Source organism: Candidatus Zixiibacteriota bacterium (assembly GCA_021159005.1).
GTDB lineage: Bacteria > Zixibacteria > MSB-5A5 > UBA10806 > 4484-95 > JAGGSN01.
On the sequence record JAGGSN010000131.1, the window covers coordinates 1 to 21148 of the forward strand.

The 21148-nt window shown below is 39.8% G+C and carries 11 protein-coding genes; 3 read left to right on the top strand and 8 right to left on the bottom strand.

From position 1 onward, the window contains the following. The 3 genes from J7K40_08265 to J7K40_08275 all read left to right on the top strand — a co-directional run. Window positions 1-230: hypothetical protein (locus J7K40_08265; protein ID MCD6162391.1), on the top strand; the 230-nt coding region annotated here is incomplete at its 5' end. 280 nt (window positions 231-510) lie between these two features. Then, complete coding sequence (locus J7K40_08270; protein MCD6162392.1) at window positions 511-2223, top strand: GAF domain-containing protein; 1713 nt, start codon at window positions 511-513, stop codon at window positions 2221-2223. A gap of 23 nt (window positions 2224-2246) precedes the next feature. Continuing rightward, window positions 2247-3596 carry a sigma-54-dependent Fis family transcriptional regulator gene (locus J7K40_08275; protein MCD6162393.1) on the top strand — a complete coding sequence of 450 codons (1350 nt, stop codon included), beginning with the start codon at window positions 2247-2249 and terminating at the stop codon, window positions 3594-3596. Between the two features lie 215 nt (window positions 3597-3811). On the opposite strand, the gene J7K40_08280 is transcribed toward J7K40_08275, so the two are convergent. The 8 genes from J7K40_08280 to J7K40_08315 form a co-directional block, all read right to left on the bottom strand. Next, on the bottom strand, window positions 3812-5401 hold the full coding sequence (locus J7K40_08280) for an FMN-binding glutamate synthase family protein (protein MCD6162394.1): 1590 nt from the start codon (window positions 5399-5401) through the stop codon (window positions 3812-3814). Between the two features lie 26 nt (window positions 5402-5427). Then, on the bottom strand, window positions 5428-6105 hold the full coding sequence (locus tag J7K40_08285) for a (2Fe-2S)-binding protein (protein ID MCD6162395.1): 678 nt from the start codon (window positions 6103-6105) through the stop codon (window positions 5428-5430). Further along, the gene (locus J7K40_08290) at window positions 6102-9290 is read right to left on the bottom strand and encodes an FAD-dependent oxidoreductase (protein ID MCD6162396.1); all 3189 of its coding nucleotides are present in this window, start codon (window positions 9288-9290) and stop codon (window positions 6102-6104) included. Before J7K40_08290 ends, J7K40_08285 begins: the two co-directional genes overlap by 4 nt. Window positions 9291-9328: 38 nt before the next feature. After that, window positions 9329-10180 (bottom strand): NAD(P)H-dependent oxidoreductase subunit E, encoded by an 852-nt coding sequence (locus J7K40_08295; protein MCD6162397.1) that lies wholly within the window; start codon window positions 10178-10180, stop codon window positions 9329-9331. Between the two features lie 51 nt (window positions 10181-10231). Beyond that, window positions 10232-10507: a hypothetical protein gene (locus tag J7K40_08300; protein ID MCD6162398.1), complete on the bottom strand. Its 276-nt coding sequence runs from the start codon at window positions 10505-10507 to the stop codon at window positions 10232-10234. A 45-nt stretch (window positions 10508-10552) separates the two neighbouring features. Next, entirely contained in the window at window positions 10553-11818 is a 1266-nt protein-coding gene (locus tag J7K40_08305; protein MCD6162399.1) for a Glu/Leu/Phe/Val dehydrogenase, read from the bottom strand. Window positions 11819-12529: 711 nt separating this feature from the next. Next, the gene (locus tag J7K40_08310; GenBank protein ID MCD6162400.1) at window positions 12530-12784 is read right to left on the bottom strand and encodes a hypothetical protein; all 255 of its coding nucleotides are present in this window, start codon (window positions 12782-12784) and stop codon (window positions 12530-12532) included. A 186-nt stretch (window positions 12785-12970) separates the two neighbouring features. After that, window positions 12971-20953, bottom strand: coding sequence for a VCBS repeat-containing protein (locus J7K40_08315; protein ID MCD6162401.1), 7983 nt, complete (start codon window positions 20951-20953; stop codon window positions 12971-12973). Window positions 20954-21148 lie beyond the last annotated feature (195 nt).

Sequence of the window (21148 nt, forward strand, 5' to 3'; positions counted from 1 at the left end):
CCAACACTGCCCGCGTCATTCCCAACTTGATTGGGAATCCAGAGATTGGTCATGCTGACAGCTCCTGCCTGCCGGCGCCCGCCTGTCTGCGGACACGGGGCACGGTATTTTTGTCATCCACCATTGGTTTAACATACAGCTCCGTCCACCGCTGGCGGATTTCTGGATTCCCCCGCCGCGGCGGTGGAATGACGCAAATGGATAATCATCGAATCAAAAACGATTTCTGAAATTTAATTCCTCCTGTCGGCGGACAGGCATGAAATATTATGCAAAGCAAAAAGTAAAATAGCGATGTTTGCTGGAGTTTTCCAATGTCTTGTTGTTCTGTGGGCTGCGAATCAAGCAAGTTTCGCTTGTTGGATAATATTTAAAGAACTCTATGAAAAAGGCCGGACAGTAGTGAAAATTAATATAATCCATCTTTGAAATATTGACATTCCTTAATTACTTCAGTAACTTAAAACCAAGAATAATTAATTTAAGGAAAAGCTGAGTAATGGACGATCAATGCGAAGTGAAGTAAACGATTCCAATTATAAATGTGCCGAGGATTTTCGTGTCTTATCACATCAGATATTAATCTATGCCAATCGCAATATTCCGAAAATTGATTTTCTTCGCGAAATCCTGACGATGATAATCAATTTCTCAAAGTGTGATGTTGCAGAATTGTGGTTGAATGAGAGTGACAAATATATCCACTGTGAAATTACTCAGCCCATTAAATATATATTTCAATATGAAGTTAAACAACTTGTAAATAATGGAGATGGCGCACCAGTTCCATTTCTTTTGAAAAATTCAATTCTTGATTTGCTGCGATTGAATATTATCAAGCAAAAGTATGATTCAACCTTGCCGGTTTTCACATCAGGCGGCAGCTTCTGGATAGGCGACACAGGAATATCTTTGTCATACATATTGGATCCTGAAGAAAAAAAGCACTATAACAATTATAATATAAATGGGCAATATAAGTCGATAGCTCTGATACCGCTTGTTGTTGGTGATGATAGCATAGGTCTTTTACAATTAATGAGCGATCGAAAGGATTTCTTTACTGAAAATGATATTGAATTATATGAAGATATCGCCCGGATTATTGGAATTGCTGTTGTAAACCAACGCGCCCAAGCTGCATTGCGTGAAAGAATCAAAGAATTAATCTGCCTGTATAATATAGCTCAAATTATTGAAAAGCAAGAATTGTCACTTAGTGAAATTTTACAAGGTATTGTAGAATTTCTACCTCCAGCTTGGCAATATCCCGGCATTACCACCGGCAGGATTATTTTCGATGGCCATACTTTTACAACATCCGGATTCTTGCTGGATAGACAAAAGCAGACTTCCGACATCTTTGTGAAAGGCGAACGGCGTGGAGTTATCGAAGTGGCCTATATGAAAAAAAAACCAGACCTTGATGAAGGACCATTTCTCAAAGAAGAGAGAAAATTAATTAACGCTATAGCCAGACATATAGGTCTTTTAATAGAACGTAAAGAAGCCGAGGAGAAAAGTTCACAATTACAGGAACAACTCAGGCATGCCGATAGGTTGGCAACGATAGGACAGCTAGGAGCTGGTGTTGCCCATGAATTAAATGAACCACTTGGCAACATTCTTGGATTTGCCCAGCTTGCAATGAAATGCCCGGAACTTCCAAATCAGGCAAATAGGGATATTGAAAAAATCGTGGAAGCTTCTCTTCACGCGCGGGAAGTTATAAAAAAGCTGATGATATTCGCCCGTCAAATGCCGTCTAAAGCGACCCTGATTGACTTGAATAAAGCGGCAAAAGAGGGGCTTTATTTCTTTGAGGCTCGCTGTGCCAGGGCCGGAATTGAATTAGTTCGGTCACTTATACCGGATATTCCGGAGATCACCGGCGACCCGTCACAGTTAAACCAGGTTTTGGTTAATCTTGTAGTTAATTCTATTCAGGCTATGCCGAAGGGTGGAAAATTGACAATACAAACTTATGCTGATGATAAAAATGTATTTCTGGTTGTAGAAGACACAGGTATTGGCATGAGCGAAGATACTATAAAAAAAATATTCATTCCATTTTTTACAACCAAAGATGTTGATGAAGGTACCGGCTTGGGTTTAGCTGTAGTCCATGAAATTGTAAAATCGCATAAAGGTTCCATCGCTGTTGAAAGTGCAATTGATCAGGGAACCAGTTTTAAAATTCAACTTCCCATAACAGGGGCTTAGCATATAGAAGTGCTTTATAGATGATGCATTCAAATGAAAAAAAACGGATACTGGTTGTAGATGATGATGCGGCTACTTTGGAAGTACTCGAAAGAAACCTAACCTCACAGGGATATGTGGTTTTCACTGCTCCGGCTGTAATAGAAGCGATTAGGATTTTAGAATCGACATCAATAGACTTAGTCATTACAGATTTAAAAATGCCCAAAGTAAGCGGACTTGATTTAATAAAACATGTTCGGGAAAACTATAAAGATACTGAAATAATGATGATTACAGGCTACGCTTCAGTTGAAGGAGCAGTCAGGGCGGTCAAGATAGGAGCCGAGGAATATCTGGCTAAACCTTTTACTGATGAAGAACTTTTTTCTGCAGTTAAAAGAACGCTTGATAAAACAGATATACGAAAAACCGGAAATGCTCAAATCCCTAAAATACTGTCAGTTGATCATGGTCTTTTTGGTGAATCAACGGTTATTCGGAAAGTAATTAAAACCATAGCTAAGGTTGCATCCACTCCAACTACTGTACTAATCACAGGAGAAAGCGGTACAGGCAAAGAGCTTGTTGCCAGGGCAATTCATTATAACAGCCCGCGAGCTTCAGCTCCATTTGTACCTGTAAATTGCGGCGGTATTCCGGAAGGCTTGCTCGAAAGCGAGCTTTTTGGGCATGTAAAAGGCGCTTTTACTGGAGCCAATGAATCCCGGGCAGGTTTTTTTCAAACAGCTGATGGCGGCACTATCTTCCTTGATGAAATCAGCGAAACCAGTCTTTCTATGCAAGTAAAATTGCTTCGTGTTCTTCAAGATAAACAAGTATGCATGGTGGGCGCTAATAAGACTCGTAAGGTGGATATACGAATTTTAGCTGCAACTAATAAAAATTTGCTAAGCTTGGTGAAAAAAGGAGATTTTCGCGAAGACCTATTCTTCCGTCTTAATGTCATCGCCATTGATATTCCTCCATTACGGGAAAGAGGAAATGACATTATATTGTTAATTAACCGTTTCACCAATAAGTATTCCGAGGAGCTAAATAAACCAACACCAAGTTTCTCAGACAAAGCCTTGGTAGTGTTGAAAAACTACTATTGGCCTGGCAATGTCAGGGAATTGGAAAATATAATACAGCGTCTTGTGGTCATGACCGATAGCGATTTTATAGAAGTCCCGGATTTACCCTCATTGATGCGTTTCTCGGCTTTAAAAGAAACAGGATACAATCGGACTTTGACTGAAGTGGAAACTGAGTATATTTGCAATGTATTAGCCAATGTGAATGGCAATAAAACAAAAGCAGCGCAGATACTTGGGATTGACCGTAAAACCTTACGTGAAAAACTTAAAAACCAAACACCTCCTGCAACCTGAATATAGGGAACCATTTCTAATGTGCAAAAGCTTCAGTTTATCAGATTGAGTATATTAAAATTATTAAACCCCGATGACTTGACCACCGGGGCTTTGATCTAATCAACTTGCTGGGTTGATTTGTGAAATTTTGACAGATAGGTTTACGGTAGGACGTAAGAAGAACCCATGTCAGCCAACTTATTGATTAGTCTTTCAATAAATAGAATGCTTATCTAATTTTTAAGAATTTCCTCAACTTCTTTTTTATCAAGATCCATAATATACTTGATTCCACTGACTTTTTCTGCTTCAGGAGTTAGGGATGCTAAGTCATCACGAGTCATATAATCGAGAGAGAATTTACGGCTGCCGCCCATTAGCTGACGTAAACCTTGAGCTAAACGCTCATAATAAGTATATAGGCCAATAGCTCCGGTTGGAAGTTTCTCAAATTCTTTATCGCCAATTTCTTTACGAAGATCGCCGGAAGTTACAAAAATCTCATCTATTGTTGAGCCAAAGCGTTCTATATATACAGGAACCTGATGGTCTTTAATAGTGCGGCCGATTGTTTTACCTACCATCGCAGCGGCTATCGGGCTGCGAGCCATGCCGATAAGTTTAACAAACGGAGCTCCCATAGATAAACCTTTGAATATTTGATCCTCAAAAGTGAAACCGCCTGCTAAGGCTAAAGCCGGAACATATTCGCCTTTATCAGATAATTGCTTGGTGTATTGATATAAGAGCGAATGCAATTCTACAGGCGGCATACCCCATTCGTTCATCATTCTCCAGGGGCTCATACCGGTTCCGCCGCCAGCGCCATCAACCGTAAGAAGATCTATTTTATACTTAGAGGAAAACTTAACTGCCCGGGCAAGATCTGCCGGTCTGTAAGCACCGGTTTTCAGGAAGATGTATTTGGCTCCCGCCTTGCGAAGTTCATCAACACGACTTGCAAATGATTCCTCGGTAACCATGCCAACGCGTGAATGACGTTCGAATTCTTTAAAAGCACCTTTTTCGAAAGCTTTGATAACATTCGGATCAGTTGGATTTGGCAGCACAATATAGCCGCGCTTGTACAACATCTGAGCTTTTTCCAGGCTTTTTATTTTCACTTCGCCGCCAATATTCTTGGCGCCTTGTCCCCATTTTAATTCAACAATTTCAACGCCGAGTTCGCTAATGGCATACTCCTGAGTACCCAAACGAGTATCTTCGACATTAGCCTGGACAATTGTAGCTCCCCAGCCATCAATCTGATTATCCTGAAAAAGTTTAACTCGCCGCTTAAGGTCCACAGTATCGACCGCCCGGCCGTTCTTGATTTTTGCTTCAGTGTCCATACCGACTACATTTTCACCAATCGTAAGACCAGTGCCCGCTAATGCAGTGCCGATTGCCAAGCCTTCCCAATTATTCTTGGCAATATCAGTTGAACCAATACCGGGAATGATCCATGGATAGCGGAACTTAATTCCCTTATCATGACCGAAATGAACTTCAAGGTTAACTGCCGGGAAAATAGCCTTATCGCTGTCAGCCTCAATGCCCTGAGCGCCGGCAGCGGTTCCCATGATATTGAAATGCGAGTAGTCAACAGGATAAATTTTTTCAGCGGCTGTTGTAATAACTCCGAACGGTTGCGGATATATAACCTCATGACCTCTATAGGCTGATTTGCCTATTTCACACATACCGATACAGCCATCCACGCAGGTTACGCACATGCCAGAATTAGGTGATATCGAACCTTCTGTTCTATTTTTAGTTAGAGTAGCCGCTGAGGCGTTAATTTTTGAGAAATTCGTTGACATTATTTTTTTCCTCCATTACTTTATTTTCAGTCTTTCTTTATCTCACATGCAACGCAAGGTTTCATATAGCACATCATATCATCAAATTGTTCTTTTTCCAAACAGGGCGGATCTAAGTTTGCGCAGGCACCGCAGATTGCTTTTTCCGGCTGGTTGTAGGTGCATCTCAACTGACAGACCGGGCAAACATACATGCAGCCGCCGCACAATCGACAAACATCGGATTTAACATCAAATGGTGTGCCGATACTTCTATCTTCACCTCTTCCGCGGAAGCCAATAGCTTTAGCCATCATCTGCTCTTCGCACATGCGAACACACAGTCCGCATAGTATGCAATCTTCGTGTTCCTGCTTAAATCTCTGCTGGCGAACATTATGTTCCGCAGCGATATCCTGAATGATTTTCGATTGAGGGGATGAAGCCAATAGAAGTTCTATAATCATCTTGCGCGCCTTGACTACCCGTGAGGAAGCAGTTCTAACTTTAAGCCCCTCTTCAACCGGATATGTACATGATGTAACCAGTTTTGCTCTTGGCCCCTCGCCAATTTCGACCACACAGAGACGACATGCTCCATAAGGCGTCAGCCCTTCCATGTGACACAGAGTCGGAATAGGGAATCCCAAAAGCTTAGCCGCTTCCAGAATTGTCGTGCCCTTTTCAACTCTGGTTTCTAAACCATTAATAGTTAATTTAATCATGCTGTTTTTTCTCCTGTTGGAAGGGATTCTTCTTCTAATTCAGGTTTCTTTGTAAATTCTAAATCGCACCGGAGACATCTTCTTGCTTCATTGGCAGCCTCTTCGACCGATAACGAAACCTCCGCTTCGGCAAAACTTCGTTTACGCCATTCGGCAGGCGCACGAGGCGTCTCGGCGCGGCTATACTGCTGTATCTCAGTGTCAACCGGTACCGGTTCGACATATACTTTTGGCAGACATGGCTTGGCCGGTTGTATGAGTTCTTCATTTTTCAAGAAACGCTCAATCATAACCGCCGATTTCTTGCCGGCGGCAATTGCCTGAACCACCGTATTCGGTCCGGTAACCAAATCACCGGCAGCGAATACTCCCGGTCGATTCGTAAGCAGCGTTTTTTGATCTATCTGAACCGTATTCCACTTAGTTGTTTCGATACCGCTTTTTTGAACGGGTCCGATGCTGTCAACACCTGCATCTTCACTTATTGCCACAACTAATGTATCAAGCTCGATTTCATATTCGGTGCCCTTAATTGCGACAGGACTGCGGCGGCCGCTGGAGTCGGTATCACCCAGTTCGTTTTTAATACATTCAAGTCCTACAAGATGTCCGTCTTTTTCAATAATTTTATTAGGCGTAACAAGCGTAATAATTTCGATTCCTTCCTGGTCAGCCGCTTCGATTTCCTCGGCAAAAGCCGGCATTTCATCGCGTGTCCGACGGTAAAGGATAGTAACGCTTTCAACATCCTTCTGACGTAGAGCCATACGAGCGGCATCAATTGCCGAGTTGCCGCCGCCGATAACTCCGACCCGACCCTTAGCCAGCAGCTCGCCTCTCAAGTTGAAAGCCTTAAGAAATTCAATCGAGGGATAAACGCCTTTCACGTCTTCATTCTCAAGCTTAAGCGGTCGGCTTTTGTGAGCGCCCATCGCCAGCAAAATCGCTTTGTATTTATCTTCAAACAGGCCGTTGATAGTTATATCTTTGCCTAATGCAGTATTGCATTTAACTGTAATATTATCATCAAGAAGAGCGTCTATTTCATCCCTGATAACCTCTCTCGAAAGCCGATAGGATGGGATAGCGCAGGTTAGCATGCCGCCGGTTTCAGCCTCAGCTTCAAAAACGGTTACCTTACAACCTTTAAGCGACAGGAAATGAGCCGCTGTTAAACCAGCGGGACCTGAGCCGATAATAGCAACACTCGGAGGTTTGCCATCCGGCCACTTGGTTCGCTTCGGTTTATATATAGAGGGGTCAAAGCGATCTGTAATAAATCTCTTTAGCGATCGTATTGCTATCGGGTCTCCGCCGCTTGTACCTGCTCGACACTTAGACTCGCAGGGGTGATCACAAACACGGGCGCAAACTGAGGGGAATGGATTTGGCTCGCGAATTACGCGGTATGCTTCTTTATATTCACCGCGGGCTATATGAGCTACATAACGCCAAGCCTCTGTGCCCAGCGGACAAGCAGATTGGCAGGGCGCGCCGACTAATTCCTTGCAAACAAAAGCATCGCATCTTTTGTCGACAATATGCCGTTCAAATTCATGACGGAAATATTTCAAAGCGCTTAAAACCGGATTGGAAGCGGTCTGTCCGAGACCGCACATTGTGGTGTCTTTTACAACAAGAGCAAGTTCTTCAAGCAGGTCGAGGTCTTCAAGTTTAGCTTTGCCTTTTGTCACATCATCAAGGATTTCATACATGCGCTGGGTGCCTTTTCTGCAGGTAAAGCATTTACCGCACGATTCGCTTTTCAGGAAATTCATGAAATACCTGGCGACATCGACCATGCAGGTATTTTCGTCCATAACGATCATACCGCCGGAACCCATAATCGAGCCTGCCTTTGCCAAGCTATCGTAGCTGATTGGCAAGTCGAACATACTTGCCGGGATACAACCGCCAGATGGTCCGCCTGTCTGGACAGCTTTGATCTTTGCCTTACCGACAGGCCCGCCGCCAATATCGTACACGACCTCGCTGATTTTAATGCCCAGAGGCACCTCGACCAAACCGGTATTTTTTATTTTTCCTACGAGTGAAAATATTTTGGTTCCGGTATTGCCCGGCACACCCACTTTGGCAAATTCTTTGCTGCCCTTATCAATTATAACGGGAATGTTCGCCAGCGTTTCCACATTGTTAATGCAGGTCGGATGTCCATCGATACCTTTTTCAATTGGGTACGGCGGCCGCTGTCGGGGTTCGCCCATGTAACCCTCAATAGATTTTATCAGAGCTGTTTCCTCACCGCATACAAAAGCGCCAGCGCCGCGAACAATTTCGATATCGAAATTAATCCCTGTATTTAAGATATTTTCTCCTAATAAACCCAGATCGCGCGCCTGCCTTATAGCGATAAGAGCATGTTTAATCGCCAAGGGATATTCGTCTCGGATGTACATGATTCCTCGAGTAGCGCCGATAGCAAAGCCTGCAATTATCATACCTTCAATGATAGCATGCGGATTGCCCTCGAGAACACTACGGTCCATGTAAGCGCCAGGGTCTCCTTCGTCGGCATTGCAGATAATATATTTCTGTTCATTTTTTTTGCCTGAAGCACTAGCAAATCCCCACTTTTTGCCAGTTGGAAAGCCGGCACCACCGCGTCCCCTAATGCCTGAATCCAGAACTTCTTTGATAACCCAATCCGAATCAAGCTTGGTGAGAACCTTTTCGAGTGCGGCATATCCTTCTTGTTCGATATAATCAAGGATTCTAATGGGATCAATTTTTTCACTGGCGCCCAAAATGGTACGAGTTTGTTTTTTAAAAAACGGTATATCGTTTTGAGAATGATAAGCTTTATTTTCGCGTTTTTCTTTAAATATCAGTTCATTAACTACACTATTCTTTAAAGCAGATTCTATCACACGGGGAGTGTTTTCCATGTCTATATTCGGATATAGATGTCCCCCGGGTTCCACCAAAATAAATGGTTCTATCTGGCAGAAACCATGACAGCCAGTAATCCTGAGACTGATTTTTCCTTGAAGGCTCCGTTCAATAATGTAGCGTTTTATTATCCTGATAATATCGTTTGCTCCACTTGCTTGGCCGCATGTTCCAGCGCTTACAACCAGAGTTGGCTTGTCATACTGAACATCCTTTTCGCTTAGAATGCGATGACGAAAACCGGTTAATTCACCTACGGATGTTAATTTTCTCATATTATTAGTTACTCCTTATATAACACGCAATCCAATCATTAGCCAAGCGAAGTCTCTCCCAAATCCAGCATGTGGCCTTTGCAGCCGCTGCGGGAGCAAATCTGAACTATACCGCCGCCGCGCACAATCATCGGTACCATAGGCGCTCCGCACTCCGGGCAGCTAAAAGCGCCAAGAAGTTCGGTGTGGCAATATGGACAGAAGAAATCTGCGATTGTATCTTCCGGAATCTTGTATTCGGATGAAACATTATAACTGCCATACAAACTTGACAATGTAAGCCAGCCATGCTGTTGCCCGAATGAAACAGTTACTCGTATCGAGGGGTAGCCATCGATAAGATGATTGGGATCCATCAAGCTGTGATTGCATCGCGAACAGCTAACCTCCATTGGAAATACTCGTTGGTCTGTTTCAATTTCAATCTTATCAAGACCTTCCTGTACCTTGCTTAGAATCCGTTTTACATCTGCCGCTTTAACATTGGAAAAATAATGACCGTCAACTACAACAATCGGTCCCAACGCGCAGGCGCCAAGACAATTTACAGTTTCTAAAGTATATTCTTTATCTGCGGTTGTCTCACCTGCCTTAATACCAAGCTGCTGCATAAACCCCTCAGCTATAATAGGCGCTCCACGAACATGGCAAGCTGTGCCAAGGCAGACAGATACGAGATGCTTACCTCTTGGTTTCAGGCTGAAAGATTTATAAAATGTTGCCACCCCATAAATATCAACAAGCGAACGGCCTGTTTGTTCGGCTACCGACCTTAAGACCTCCTCGGGAAGATAGCCATAGCTGGCTTGAACATCCATAAGAATGGAAATAAGCCCTCCCCGTTTTCCGGAATGCTTTTCTAAAATTCTCGCAACATCAATTTTATCCATATTTTATCCTGCTTTAAAAACCATTGAAATATATTAAAGACACATTAACTGTTAACAATACTCCTCGCAATGCCAGACACCTCCATCGGGTTTAGGCAAAGTGCAAGTATCACGGTTCGCACAGTTGCAGCATAACCCTAATGACTTGTCGTATTTTATTTCTTCTGATTGTGAAATATCATCACCTGCTTTTTTCCCCGGAGGAGGCATGTAATCATCGAATTCCTCACAATACCAGATAGGTCCTTTTTGGCTTTTTCGCCGCACGCATGTTGGAGCATGATTACAAGTTGAGCACAGATCCTGATATTTATTAATCTCTGCCATTTATTATCCTTGTCAACTTCCCCTTCAACATTTAACAAATTGTTCCTATGGGAAAATTCCTCTCTCTTTATAGACCTTCTCCAAACGAGAGAGTGCTACCACATAAGCGGCTGTTCGCAAATCGACAAAGTATTCCCGAGCGGCACGATGCACTTTTTCATAAGCGTAAACGATTTTTTTCTGCAATTTAGCGTCGATTTCCTCAAGTTCGCAAAATTCACTTCGTTTGTTCTGAAGCCATTCGAAGTAGCTGACAATTACACCACCGGAATTGCAAAGGATATCCGGGATTAAATCTATTCTTTTTTCTTGAAGAATCTTATCACCATCGATATCAGTAGGGCCGTTGGCTCCTTCCGCAACAAGTTTAACATTTAACCAAGGCGCTGTTTCTGCTGTAATTTGATTTTCCATAGCGGCTGGTATAAAGATATCAGCCTTTGTGCGCATGAATGTTTCATGGTCGATATTTTCAGTTTTTGAGAAACCCTTAACTCCTCCATGCTTTTTAATATAATCTGTGAGTTCATCAGCATCGATGCCCTTGAGATTAGTGACCGCTCCGGTAGCATCCTCAACAGCCAACAACTTAGAACCATGTGTTTTTAGTAATCGAGCCACCCAGGAGCCAACATTACCAAATCCCTGGATAATGTATGTAGCTTCTCCAATGTCAAAATTGTGATCTTTAGCCCAAGCCTCGATTGTGAAAACGATGCCTTGTCCGGTTGCCTTTTCACGTCCCTGACTGCCGCCAGCTTCAATCGGTTTGCCTGTTACCACATGTTTGCATCTCTGCCTTTCGTGTGGCGGTATAGTCGATAAATACGTATCGAGAATCCAAGCCATTATCTGGGCATTTGTATTTACATCAGGCGCTGGAATATCATATTCGGGCCCGATGTTGTTGCCCAGAGCAAAGGTGAATCGACGAGTAATCCGTTCAAGTTCTTTAAACGCATACTTTGAAGGATCAAGCTGGATTCCTCCCTTAGCGCCGCCAAAGGGGATATCAGCAATAGCGCTCTTCCAGGTCATCCAGGCAGCAAGGGCACGCACTTCATCAATATCAACCATCGGATGATATCGTAACCCACCTTTATAGGGGCCAAGTATATCGTTATGCTGTACCCGGTATCCGGAAAACACTTCGATTCGTCCATCGTCCATTTTTACAGGGAAATGGATTGTGATTTCGTTGTTAGTTGTTTGAAGGATTTTTTGTATATCAGGATCGAGATTTATTAAATCCGCAGCCTTATTGAACTGTTTGACTACATTATTAAAAAGACTTGGTTTTTTCTCTGGCATCTTTGAGTTATTGATTGCCTTAGCCTCTTTGTTTCTTGTACTTTTTTTTGCCGGCATGATTTTCTCTTATTTAAAAATCAGAGCTTTTCTTTTAATGAAAGAAACTCTAAATCTCCTAAACATATTCATTGCATTGCCAGATTTCTAAGCCGAGTTTTGCAAAAGAGCAAGTTTCTCGATTTTCACAATTAACACATAGCCCGCTGTATTTAGTTAATTCCGCCTTTGTTTTTAAAGACTCAATCAACCTATCATCTTGCGTTAGAATGCTATCACTAATGGTGCTTTTAATTGGAGGGGGTGTATAATCATCAAACTCTTCACAATACCATACAGGTTTTCCATGGGATTTCCGCCGTACACAAGTCGGCCCGTCGCTGCATGTAATACATATACCTTGTAGTGTGTCAATCATTCTATTTTCCTACTGGTAAAAATCAGCTTTATTGAAAACTGCTACCCTTTTATCATTATATCCGACATTTGCTAACGCAATTGTTGTGCCAGCTGCTATATTTCTGATTATTATTATACTTTTAGCGGATGCTTGAAAGGTTAAGTCGATGGTAAGCAACTAATAACATGATAAAACTAATTGTTTTGAAATTCCTGAATCAAGAATTAAACTTTGAAAACAGTAGATAATAATGGGGAATTGTGAACCACTGGGGAGAATTTCCCCAGATTTTAAAAAGTAATGAGCAAAGTTATTTAAGTTAAAACTATTTTTATCCGTTTCAGGGAATTAAGAGAAAAATCTTCGCCCTCTGTAAACGGCGGTTGAAAAGTGTACCAAGTGGCAACCCCAAAATCTGTCGGAATTGCATGAAAATCCTGCCAGACAGGCACAAAAAAATCCCGAAAATCGGAAAATGTCTTCAGGGTTATTAGTAGCGGCGCAGGGATTTGAACCCCGGACACGAGCGCAATAGTTTTTGTAACCTGTTTATTGTCAATAGAATACATTCTATACCTCAGAGTCTCATTGAGTTAGTTATTCCACCTGGTTTTATATTCTTTTATATTTTTTTATCTCTTTTGGTCTCGGATGGACACTGAATGGACACTACACTTTTGTCCATGTTTAAGGTCTGATCAAATAAGCATCGAGATATAATAATTTTAATTACCTTTTTGAGTTTTCGATCTGGCTCATTTAAGCAATAGCATCTTTCTTATTTTAGAATATCTTCCAGCTTGAATCTTGTAGAAATATAATCCAGATGGCAAACCCGAAGCATCCCATATCACCTTGAAATAGCCCGCTTGTTGATATTGGTTAACTATAACATCAATCTCTCGCCCTAGAATGTCATATATTGAGATTTTAATGAACGACTCTTTGGGAATTCCGTATTCAATATTAGTAATCGGATTAAAGGGGTTGGGATGATTTTGTGCTAGAAAATAACTATCAGGTATAATAATATCCATATAGTTTAATCCAACAAGACAATCATAAGGCCAGATAAAACGATATCTCTCATTTGACTCAATGGAATCTGGTAAAGATATTGCCCTAATCCACCATGAAGCTGTATCACCTACATTAATATTTAAATCAGCAGAACAGATATTAGTTCTAGCATAAATTATATTTGAATTCTCCCATAATGATTCTGGTTGTACCACCATAGAATCTAAGAAGTTAAAATTAATTTCATAAGATATTGAATCAAGAGGATCTGGATCCTCAGAAGCCTGCCATCTAACTAAAACTATATTTGAACTATCTAAATTATCCCAAATTGTAGGATAGATAAGACTAAATGGTATCGGTGTCTCAGGCAAATAAGTATAGAAGCTAAACGTGTTACTAGCCATCGTACCATCTGTATTCGTATCTTTCGCTTTAACTGTCCACCAGTATTGATAGTCATCAATCAGATTGATTACCACTGCACTTGTGTCTATCACAACATAAACTGTATCAGCTGTACTCAGATCAGCCAAGGTATCATAGTAAACCTCGTACCAGATTGAATCTCCAGGATCCAGATTCTCCGATTCATGCCACACTAATTCTGTTTCCAATAACCATACTGTATCCTCATCAATGGGTGATACTAAACTGAAAGATCCCGGAGCATCGTTTAGATACACATTGAATGACCAACCTGCTTCAGGTTCACACCAAGTTGTATTATTAAATCTGTCTACTGCCTCAACTTTCCAGTACAATGTGACATCATCAGGTAAATCAAGCAACAATCCACCAGTCTTTTTTCCAGATAGTTTAGATGATCTACCTGTTTTCCAGTACAAAGTGACATCATCGAGTAAATCAAGCAATAATCCACCAATCCTCTTTCCAGATAGTTTAGATGATCTACCTGTATCATAGAACAGCAATGACCATAGGTCGGTGATTACATATGATGTATCAGATGTGGAATCAATCCAAGCATTAACAAATTGCGGGTTTTCAGACCAGTACACGCGATAATAAAGAGAATCTCCGGGATCAGAGTCAGATGATGGATGCCAGCTAACAGTTACCTCACTTACATCAAGCGTATCCTCATCAGGTGGGGAAGCAAGGGTAAAAAATACTGGTGATTCGGGAAAATAAGTACTAAAAGCTAATGTATCATCTGCCCAAGTTCCGCTTGTATTAGTATCTTTTGCTTTAACTGTCCAGAAATACTGCTTATCGTCAATTAATGAAGAGATACTAAATGATGTGTCAGTAATGTCTTGAAATACAATTGCTGTACTAAAGTTAGCTAAGGTATCATAGTAAACCTCATATAAAACTGAATCATAAGGATCGGGATCTACAGAATTATGCCAATATAACTCCGTATTTAGATTCCAAACAGTGTCTAAATCTACAGGCAAAATTAAGTCAAATGAACTGGGATAATTTCCTTCACTTAAGTTAATTAAGATAGAAATATTATCGGAAAGTAGATTTGCTGTTGCCAGGTCAAAATCGCCATCTCCATCAAGATCGATAGAAAAAACAGATTTCGGAAATCTCCCAATACTATAATTGCCCTCTGGTTCAAATAGCCCCTCACCATCATTTAGTAGAATCAAAACATTATTGGAAAAAGTATTAACTACAGCCAGATCTTTGTAATAATCTCCGTTAAAATCAGCTGAGTAAACAGATTCAGGTCCATCTCCAACGCTATAATTGGCAGCTGATTCAAAAGTACCATCACCGTTATTAATAAGAATCGAAATATTATCGGATCCAAAATTAGCAACAGCTAGATCGTTGTTGTTATCATTATCAAAATCAATTGAACAAATAGACCATGGTCTGTATCCTACAGATGGACTTAAGGGTGTTGAATAAAAAGTACCATCACCATAGTTCAAAAATATTGTTATATTGGCTGAATGTTGATTTGCTACTGCTAAATCTATGAAAGTATCATCATTTAAATCTGCAGAACAAATGGCTTGAGGAAATAATCCTGCATTATAACTACTACCTGACTCAAATTGCCCTTCGCCATTATTAAAAAGAACTGACACATTATTGGTGTTCCCATTAGCTGTTGCCAGATCAATATCATTGTCGCCATCAAAATCAGCCAAACAGATGGAATTAGGATTCTCGCCAACTTCAAAAAAAGCAACCGAATCAAATGATCCATATCCATCATTGAAATGAATTGAAACCTGACTGTAATAGCTGGCCACAGCAAGATCAATATAATTATCACTATTTAAATCAGCCGAAGCAATTGATTGAGGATAAGTAGCTGTATTAAAATATGAGATCGAATCAAATAACCCGCAATCGTGATTAAACAAAATCGAAATGGTGCTAGATGAGCCATTAGTTACCGCTAAGTCATTATCGCTATCGTTATCTAAATCAATTGAAATGATATTACCGGGATTGTTCCAGGAACCATAATTGACTGCAGGCCTAAAAAGTTGCGAAGGCAAATGTGTGTAAAAGCTTAGCGAGTCGCTTGCCCAAGTACCATCGGTGTTTGTATCCTCTGCTTTGATTGTCCAGTAGTAACGGTGATCATAAAACAAGGATGAAATAGTAAAAGATGTGTCAGATATGTTTTCAATTACAAAGGCTGTACTTAGATTAGACAATGTATCATAATAAATACTATACGTTATTTCATCATTTGGGTCAGGATCAAAAGAAGATTCCCATAATAACGAAGCAGTCAAGTCCCAAGAAGTATCAGATTCTGTAGGAGAAAGTAAATCAAATGGCAAGGGTGAATCATTTATATAAACACTGAAAGACCAACCTTCTCTTGGTGTACACCATTTATAGAATCCTAGTGCATCTTCAGACCTAATTTTCCAAAATATAATCGTATCATCTGGAAGATCACGAGATTGTGAACCGTAATCTTCATCTTGAACATAAGTTTCTTTCATAGGAATAGCATTATTACTTTTGGGATCAAATTGAGGTTGATAAATTTGATTTTTGTTTTGTTTTGTAGGATTATGACTTTTTTCATCGTTTTTATCATTAAGAGAATTTTTAGATACAATTCCCGTTTTACTTAAATTGCTAGACTCAAGAACTAATCTATTAATATTGTCTAAAATATAAGTTGTATCTGCTGTAGAAATACTATCATGCCAACCAAAATCGGGATCTAGAGTCCAGTATATCCAATATGTGATATTATTGCCATCAAGATCTAATGATGAATTCCAGGTTAGTTCTACAGAATCACTATTTACTACATCTTCGTCAATTGGAGATACTAATAAAAATTCCAAAGGAATATGATTGTTTGATTGGTCGAAATACAATGCCCCCATATCAGCTTGAGTTCCATCAGGGTCAAGAGAATCAGGATGAGCGATATCAATGCATGGGGATTCTATATGAAGATTAAAATCGTTATTCAGAGGATCAATAAAATAAGGATCGGTATTGATATTTCCTATACCAACCCATCCCCCTTCAATGTTTGAGTAAACAACAGATAAGGTACTAGAAACATGATATATTTCATTTCCTATATTGGCATTATTATTCCAACAAATTAAGTTGACAATTTCTGCATTAGACATACTACATAAGACTCCTCCACCAATTGTTGTCGCAGAGTTGCCATAAATAGTATTATTATTCAAATATGCGTTTGAATTATTAATAAAGGCTACCCCACCTCCGCTACCATCGACAATATTATTGAATATGACATTTCTAGAAATATAGGCAGTCCCATTAGCCAAGCGAATACCTCCCCCTTGATTACTTGAATTGCTATATATATAATTTCCAGTAATAATAGGCGTACCAAAAACGCTAATACCTCCGCCATAATTAGCAGCATTTCCAACAATAATATTACTTCCAATAGAATCCGAACCGCCACTGAATATACCGCCGCCATTACTAAAAGCTAGATTATCGATAATTGTATTTTCTAGGATTTCTGGGCTGGAGTTAATAAAAGAGCTAATTCCTCCACCACTATTCGCCGTATTTAAAGTTATTATATTCCTGCATATAAATGGTGTCGAATAAAACAAACAAGCTATACCACCGCCTTGACTTGTTGACCCAGTAGCATGATTGTTTTTAATTGTATTATTCAGGATTTTGGGACTAGCATAATTATGGCAATATATCCCAGCCCCATTATAGGCATTTCCATTTTGGATGGTAAATCCATTGATTACAGATAAGCTATCTTCACCGTTTTGAAAAACAATCACTGATCCAGTAGAATCGCCATCAATTACGGTGTTATGAATATCTAATGTGTCTTCTGAAAAGATAAAACTGGAAGTGAGAAATATTCCTTTACCTTCAAAACTAATGTTCTCAATATAGGTGCCTTGCTGAACAAAAACCGTATCTCCGGATGCGGCGGAATCTATTCCTTCTTGAATCATTGAAAATGGATATTCTAATGTTCCATTCCAAGGACCAGATGTATTATCATCATCAACATACCACATAGTTCTATCTACAAATTCTGGCTCGTATACTCCGGCAGCCGTTGTCAATTCTCCACCATTAACAGTAATAGTTTGATTGGGAGGGGTTATCCAATCAAGTATCGAGCTGAATTCTACGATATGTTCCCCTTCTAATAATCCACTCTGAATATAATCGCTCTCATGCCATTCTCCGCCATCTACCTGCCATTGAGCTCCATCATCGATTGCTCCTTGAGGGAAAATAGTAATTTGTAGTGAACCTAGCTGGGATTCATATATTCCTGTAATTTCTGTAAGTCCATCTGAGTTTATTGTAACGACAATGTTATCAGGTGTATACCAATCAGCAATTGGTTTAAACTCTACCGAATATTGACCAATTGGAATTGCTTGTTCAATATAACCGCTATTTTGCCAAGTGGTTGTCCCAACGCGCCTCCATTGCGCTCCATCATTTACTGCTTCTTGGGGAAATATCATGACTTGCAGGGAACCTGTTTGTCGAATATATGTTGCATTTATAGATGTAGTTTCATTATTATTTATTATAACTTGCTGATCGGAAGACTCATTCCAACCTGTAATTGGTCTAAATTCCACAATATAAGTGCCGACAGGAATTCCTTGCTCTATAAAACCGCTGTTTCGCCAAGTGGTTGTTCCAATACGACGCCATTGTGCCCCTGCATCATTTGCTTTATCTGGTTCAATCATAACTTGAAGAGAACCAAATTCTCTAGATAAATTAGCTAAGTATTCCGCCCAATCAATCCATCTACCTAATTCAGGAACGTCTTGGTCAACTAACCACAGCCAATTGCCCCAATAAAAGAGATCAAAACTACTTAAACCTTCATCTGCTATTATACCAAGTACATTGAGTTGTGTTTTTTTCCATTCATTGTACTCTAGGCTGACAGTATCTGATAAATCCTCACTGATTAACGTAGTCGATATACCTACAGTCGGCATTACTTTCTGTTCAGTAGTATTATCTCCAAGAATCGATTTGATATCTGAAATATGACCCAGCACTTTCTGCCTGGCAGCGAACGGAATGTCATCAAAATTCTGCAACCACCTTGCTTGCCAATATAACATTGGTGAAAACACATCAAGATAAGGATTAAGCTGTTGATAATCCTGCCCACTCCAATTTGAATCTGATGGTGGGAATACATAACCGGCCAATTCAACCTCAGATGGAAGCACGGTTCGTACACCTTCAACAAATGCAGTAATACTTGAAGGGCCATGTTGACCAGCAGTGAATCTAAAATGATCAATAGTCAACCTGTTCGGAGTAAAATATGGTGATTGAATCGCTTCAGATATTAAGTTATTTATATATATATGGGCATTTATGCTATCAGCGTCAATAAAGTACTCAGGTTCGGCTGGATCGGCTTCGGGAAGCAATCTCCATTGCGGATGATCAAACATCGATTGAGCAGAATCAGAAAACGTTGGAAACCAGGGATTTATATTTATTCCGATGTTTTGGCCATCGGTCTGCGCTTGGCTATACAAATCATAAGAAAGGGGATTTTGAGCATGAGTTGTCGCAATTACACTATTGAATAATACTTGACCACGAATAACTGAAGGCCATTGTCCTTCACCGTCATCTAATTTAATGTTCATAGATATTGAATTTATATTTCTATCTGAAAACTCTTGTAATACTGTTTGCACCGAGCTAGGATCTGAGAAACTAAAGTTGAACTGACTTTTCACAATAATATTATTTAAAATAGGGAAATCACCTACAGCTAATAATGGGATTTCTGGATACTCATTTGATGTAAATTCTGCTAATATATCATTTTGAGAATTTTGTAGCCAAATTCTAGTATCATAAGCGCCACTATAATCTGATTGGTGTACGGTCCATAAAGGTAATAAAACAGTAGTGTAACTTGACAGTCCAGGAATATCGAAACTATAAGAATCAACTCCTCCAACAAATTCATTAAGCGGAGAAAGAAAATCGATATAAAAATGAACATTATTTAGCGGATCAGGTGAATTATTGTATAATTCAATTGTAGCGTAAATCGTTTCGCTTTTCCGGATTCTCTCAGATTCAAAATTCACAGAAGTAAGAGAAACATCGATTGATCCTTCAATAACCTGGAATGCACCCTCTGACCAGTTTTCATCAAAGTAATCATCGCCAGTGCTATACATAAATACTTTACAATAAAAGCCATAAAATCCTAAGGGTATATCAAATCCCGGCTCCCAAGATAACTCGACTGCCCCACTTTGGTTGGGATTTAAAGTAATTGGTGCCCTTAAAGGAAGCCAATCATACCATTCGGTACCACCATTTAATATTGATGATCCGCCAATATAAAATGTCCAAGTTTGATTGCCAGTGTTTCTCAGTAATATTGTTGAGGTTATAGATTCCAGACCTCTAATGACTTCAATTTTATCGAAAGTTACATTTAGTATTTCAGCATTAATGATAGGTTCCGGCTCTGTATAAAAATCCCAAACAGGTCCTTCGGATATACCGCCGTTATGGTCACTAACCTCGACTTTCCAATAATAATGCGAATCGTAATCCAGTAAACCAGGATCGGCATTGGAACCGGTTTCATCATCTTTTATTATATTATCTGGAGATGAATTTTCTTCAAAATAAACAGTATAATATAAAACATCTCCATCAGGATCATTACAACTCCAATCAAGATTAGTCGTTATCGAAATATCTGTTTCATTGTCTTCAGGTTCTTCATTGTATGGCGGGTTTGGCTCATGATTATAATCGTAAGTAATCCATAGTTCAAAAAAGTAAATGGAACCGACATCACCTGATACATTGTCCCTTATACATAAAAACCATTCTTGATTTGGTGACGCTCCATCCCATAGATGCATATTGTTTCGGGCTTCATGTCGTAGATCAGGATCAGAAGGTAGATCGCCTTGATAGTACAGGGGAAAATCATGCCAATGATTATCATATAAAGTCGTAAGCCAAATATTAAGCTGGGAAGGGTCAGTGTGTTCGAATTCGTAGTAAATTCTTACATTAGTAATATATGCCCCATCTGGCGCTCCATAGGATAACAAATCGCTATATACATACCCATTAGGATAATCAGGAATGTCAAAATCGTAAGGATTGTATTCATTCCATACATCGGCATGAGAAAAAGAAGAAAAACATACAACTATAAGTGTTGAAAATATTAACTTTATAATTATTGATCGCAAGGGCATTTAATCCTCCATTTTCCAACCAGTTTAAATGAAAATAACAGAGCCCTTTCACTTAAAAATTTTAATGATGCATACGATTAAAGCTCTAAATCAATCTTTGTTCCAATATAAAATTAAGCTTTTTAGAGAAAATGTCAATGTTTAAATAGAATAAATTCACTATTTCACTTATTATAATTACTTATATGTTAAAGC

What these genes read in the sequence shown, in the direction of transcription:
- J7K40_08300 (MCD6162398.1), bottom strand. Translation starts at nt 10,507, where the DNA reads ATGGCAGAGATTAATAAATATCAGGATCTGTGCTCAACTTGTAATCAT.
- J7K40_08275 (MCD6162393.1), top strand. Translation starts at nt 2,247, where the DNA reads ATGCATTCAAATGAAAAAAAACGGATACTGGTTGTAGATGATGATGCG.
- J7K40_08315 (MCD6162401.1), bottom strand. Translation starts at nt 20,953, where the DNA reads ATGCCCTTGCGATCAATAATTATAAAGTTAATATTTTCAACACTTATA.
- J7K40_08280 (MCD6162394.1), bottom strand. Translation starts at nt 5,401, where the DNA reads ATGTCAACGAATTTCTCAAAAATTAACGCCTCAGCGGCTACTCTAACT.
- J7K40_08270 (MCD6162392.1), top strand. Translation starts at nt 511, where the DNA reads ATGCGAAGTGAAGTAAACGATTCCAATTATAAATGTGCCGAGGATTTT.
- J7K40_08285 (MCD6162395.1), bottom strand. Translation starts at nt 6,105, where the DNA reads ATGATTAAATTAACTATTAATGGTTTAGAAACCAGAGTTGAAAAGGGC.
- J7K40_08295 (MCD6162397.1), bottom strand. Translation starts at nt 10,180, where the DNA reads ATGGATAAAATTGATGTTGCGAGAATTTTAGAAAAGCATTCCGGAAAA.
- J7K40_08290 (MCD6162396.1), bottom strand. Translation starts at nt 9,290, where the DNA reads ATGAGAAAATTAACATCCGTAGGTGAATTAACCGGTTTTCGTCATCGC.
- J7K40_08310 (MCD6162400.1), bottom strand. Translation starts at nt 12,784, where the DNA reads ATGTATTCTATTGACAATAAACAGGTTACAAAAACTATTGCGCTCGTG.
- J7K40_08305 (MCD6162399.1), bottom strand. Translation starts at nt 11,818, where the DNA reads ATGCCAGAGAAAAAACCAAGTCTTTTTAATAATGTAGTCAAACAGTTC.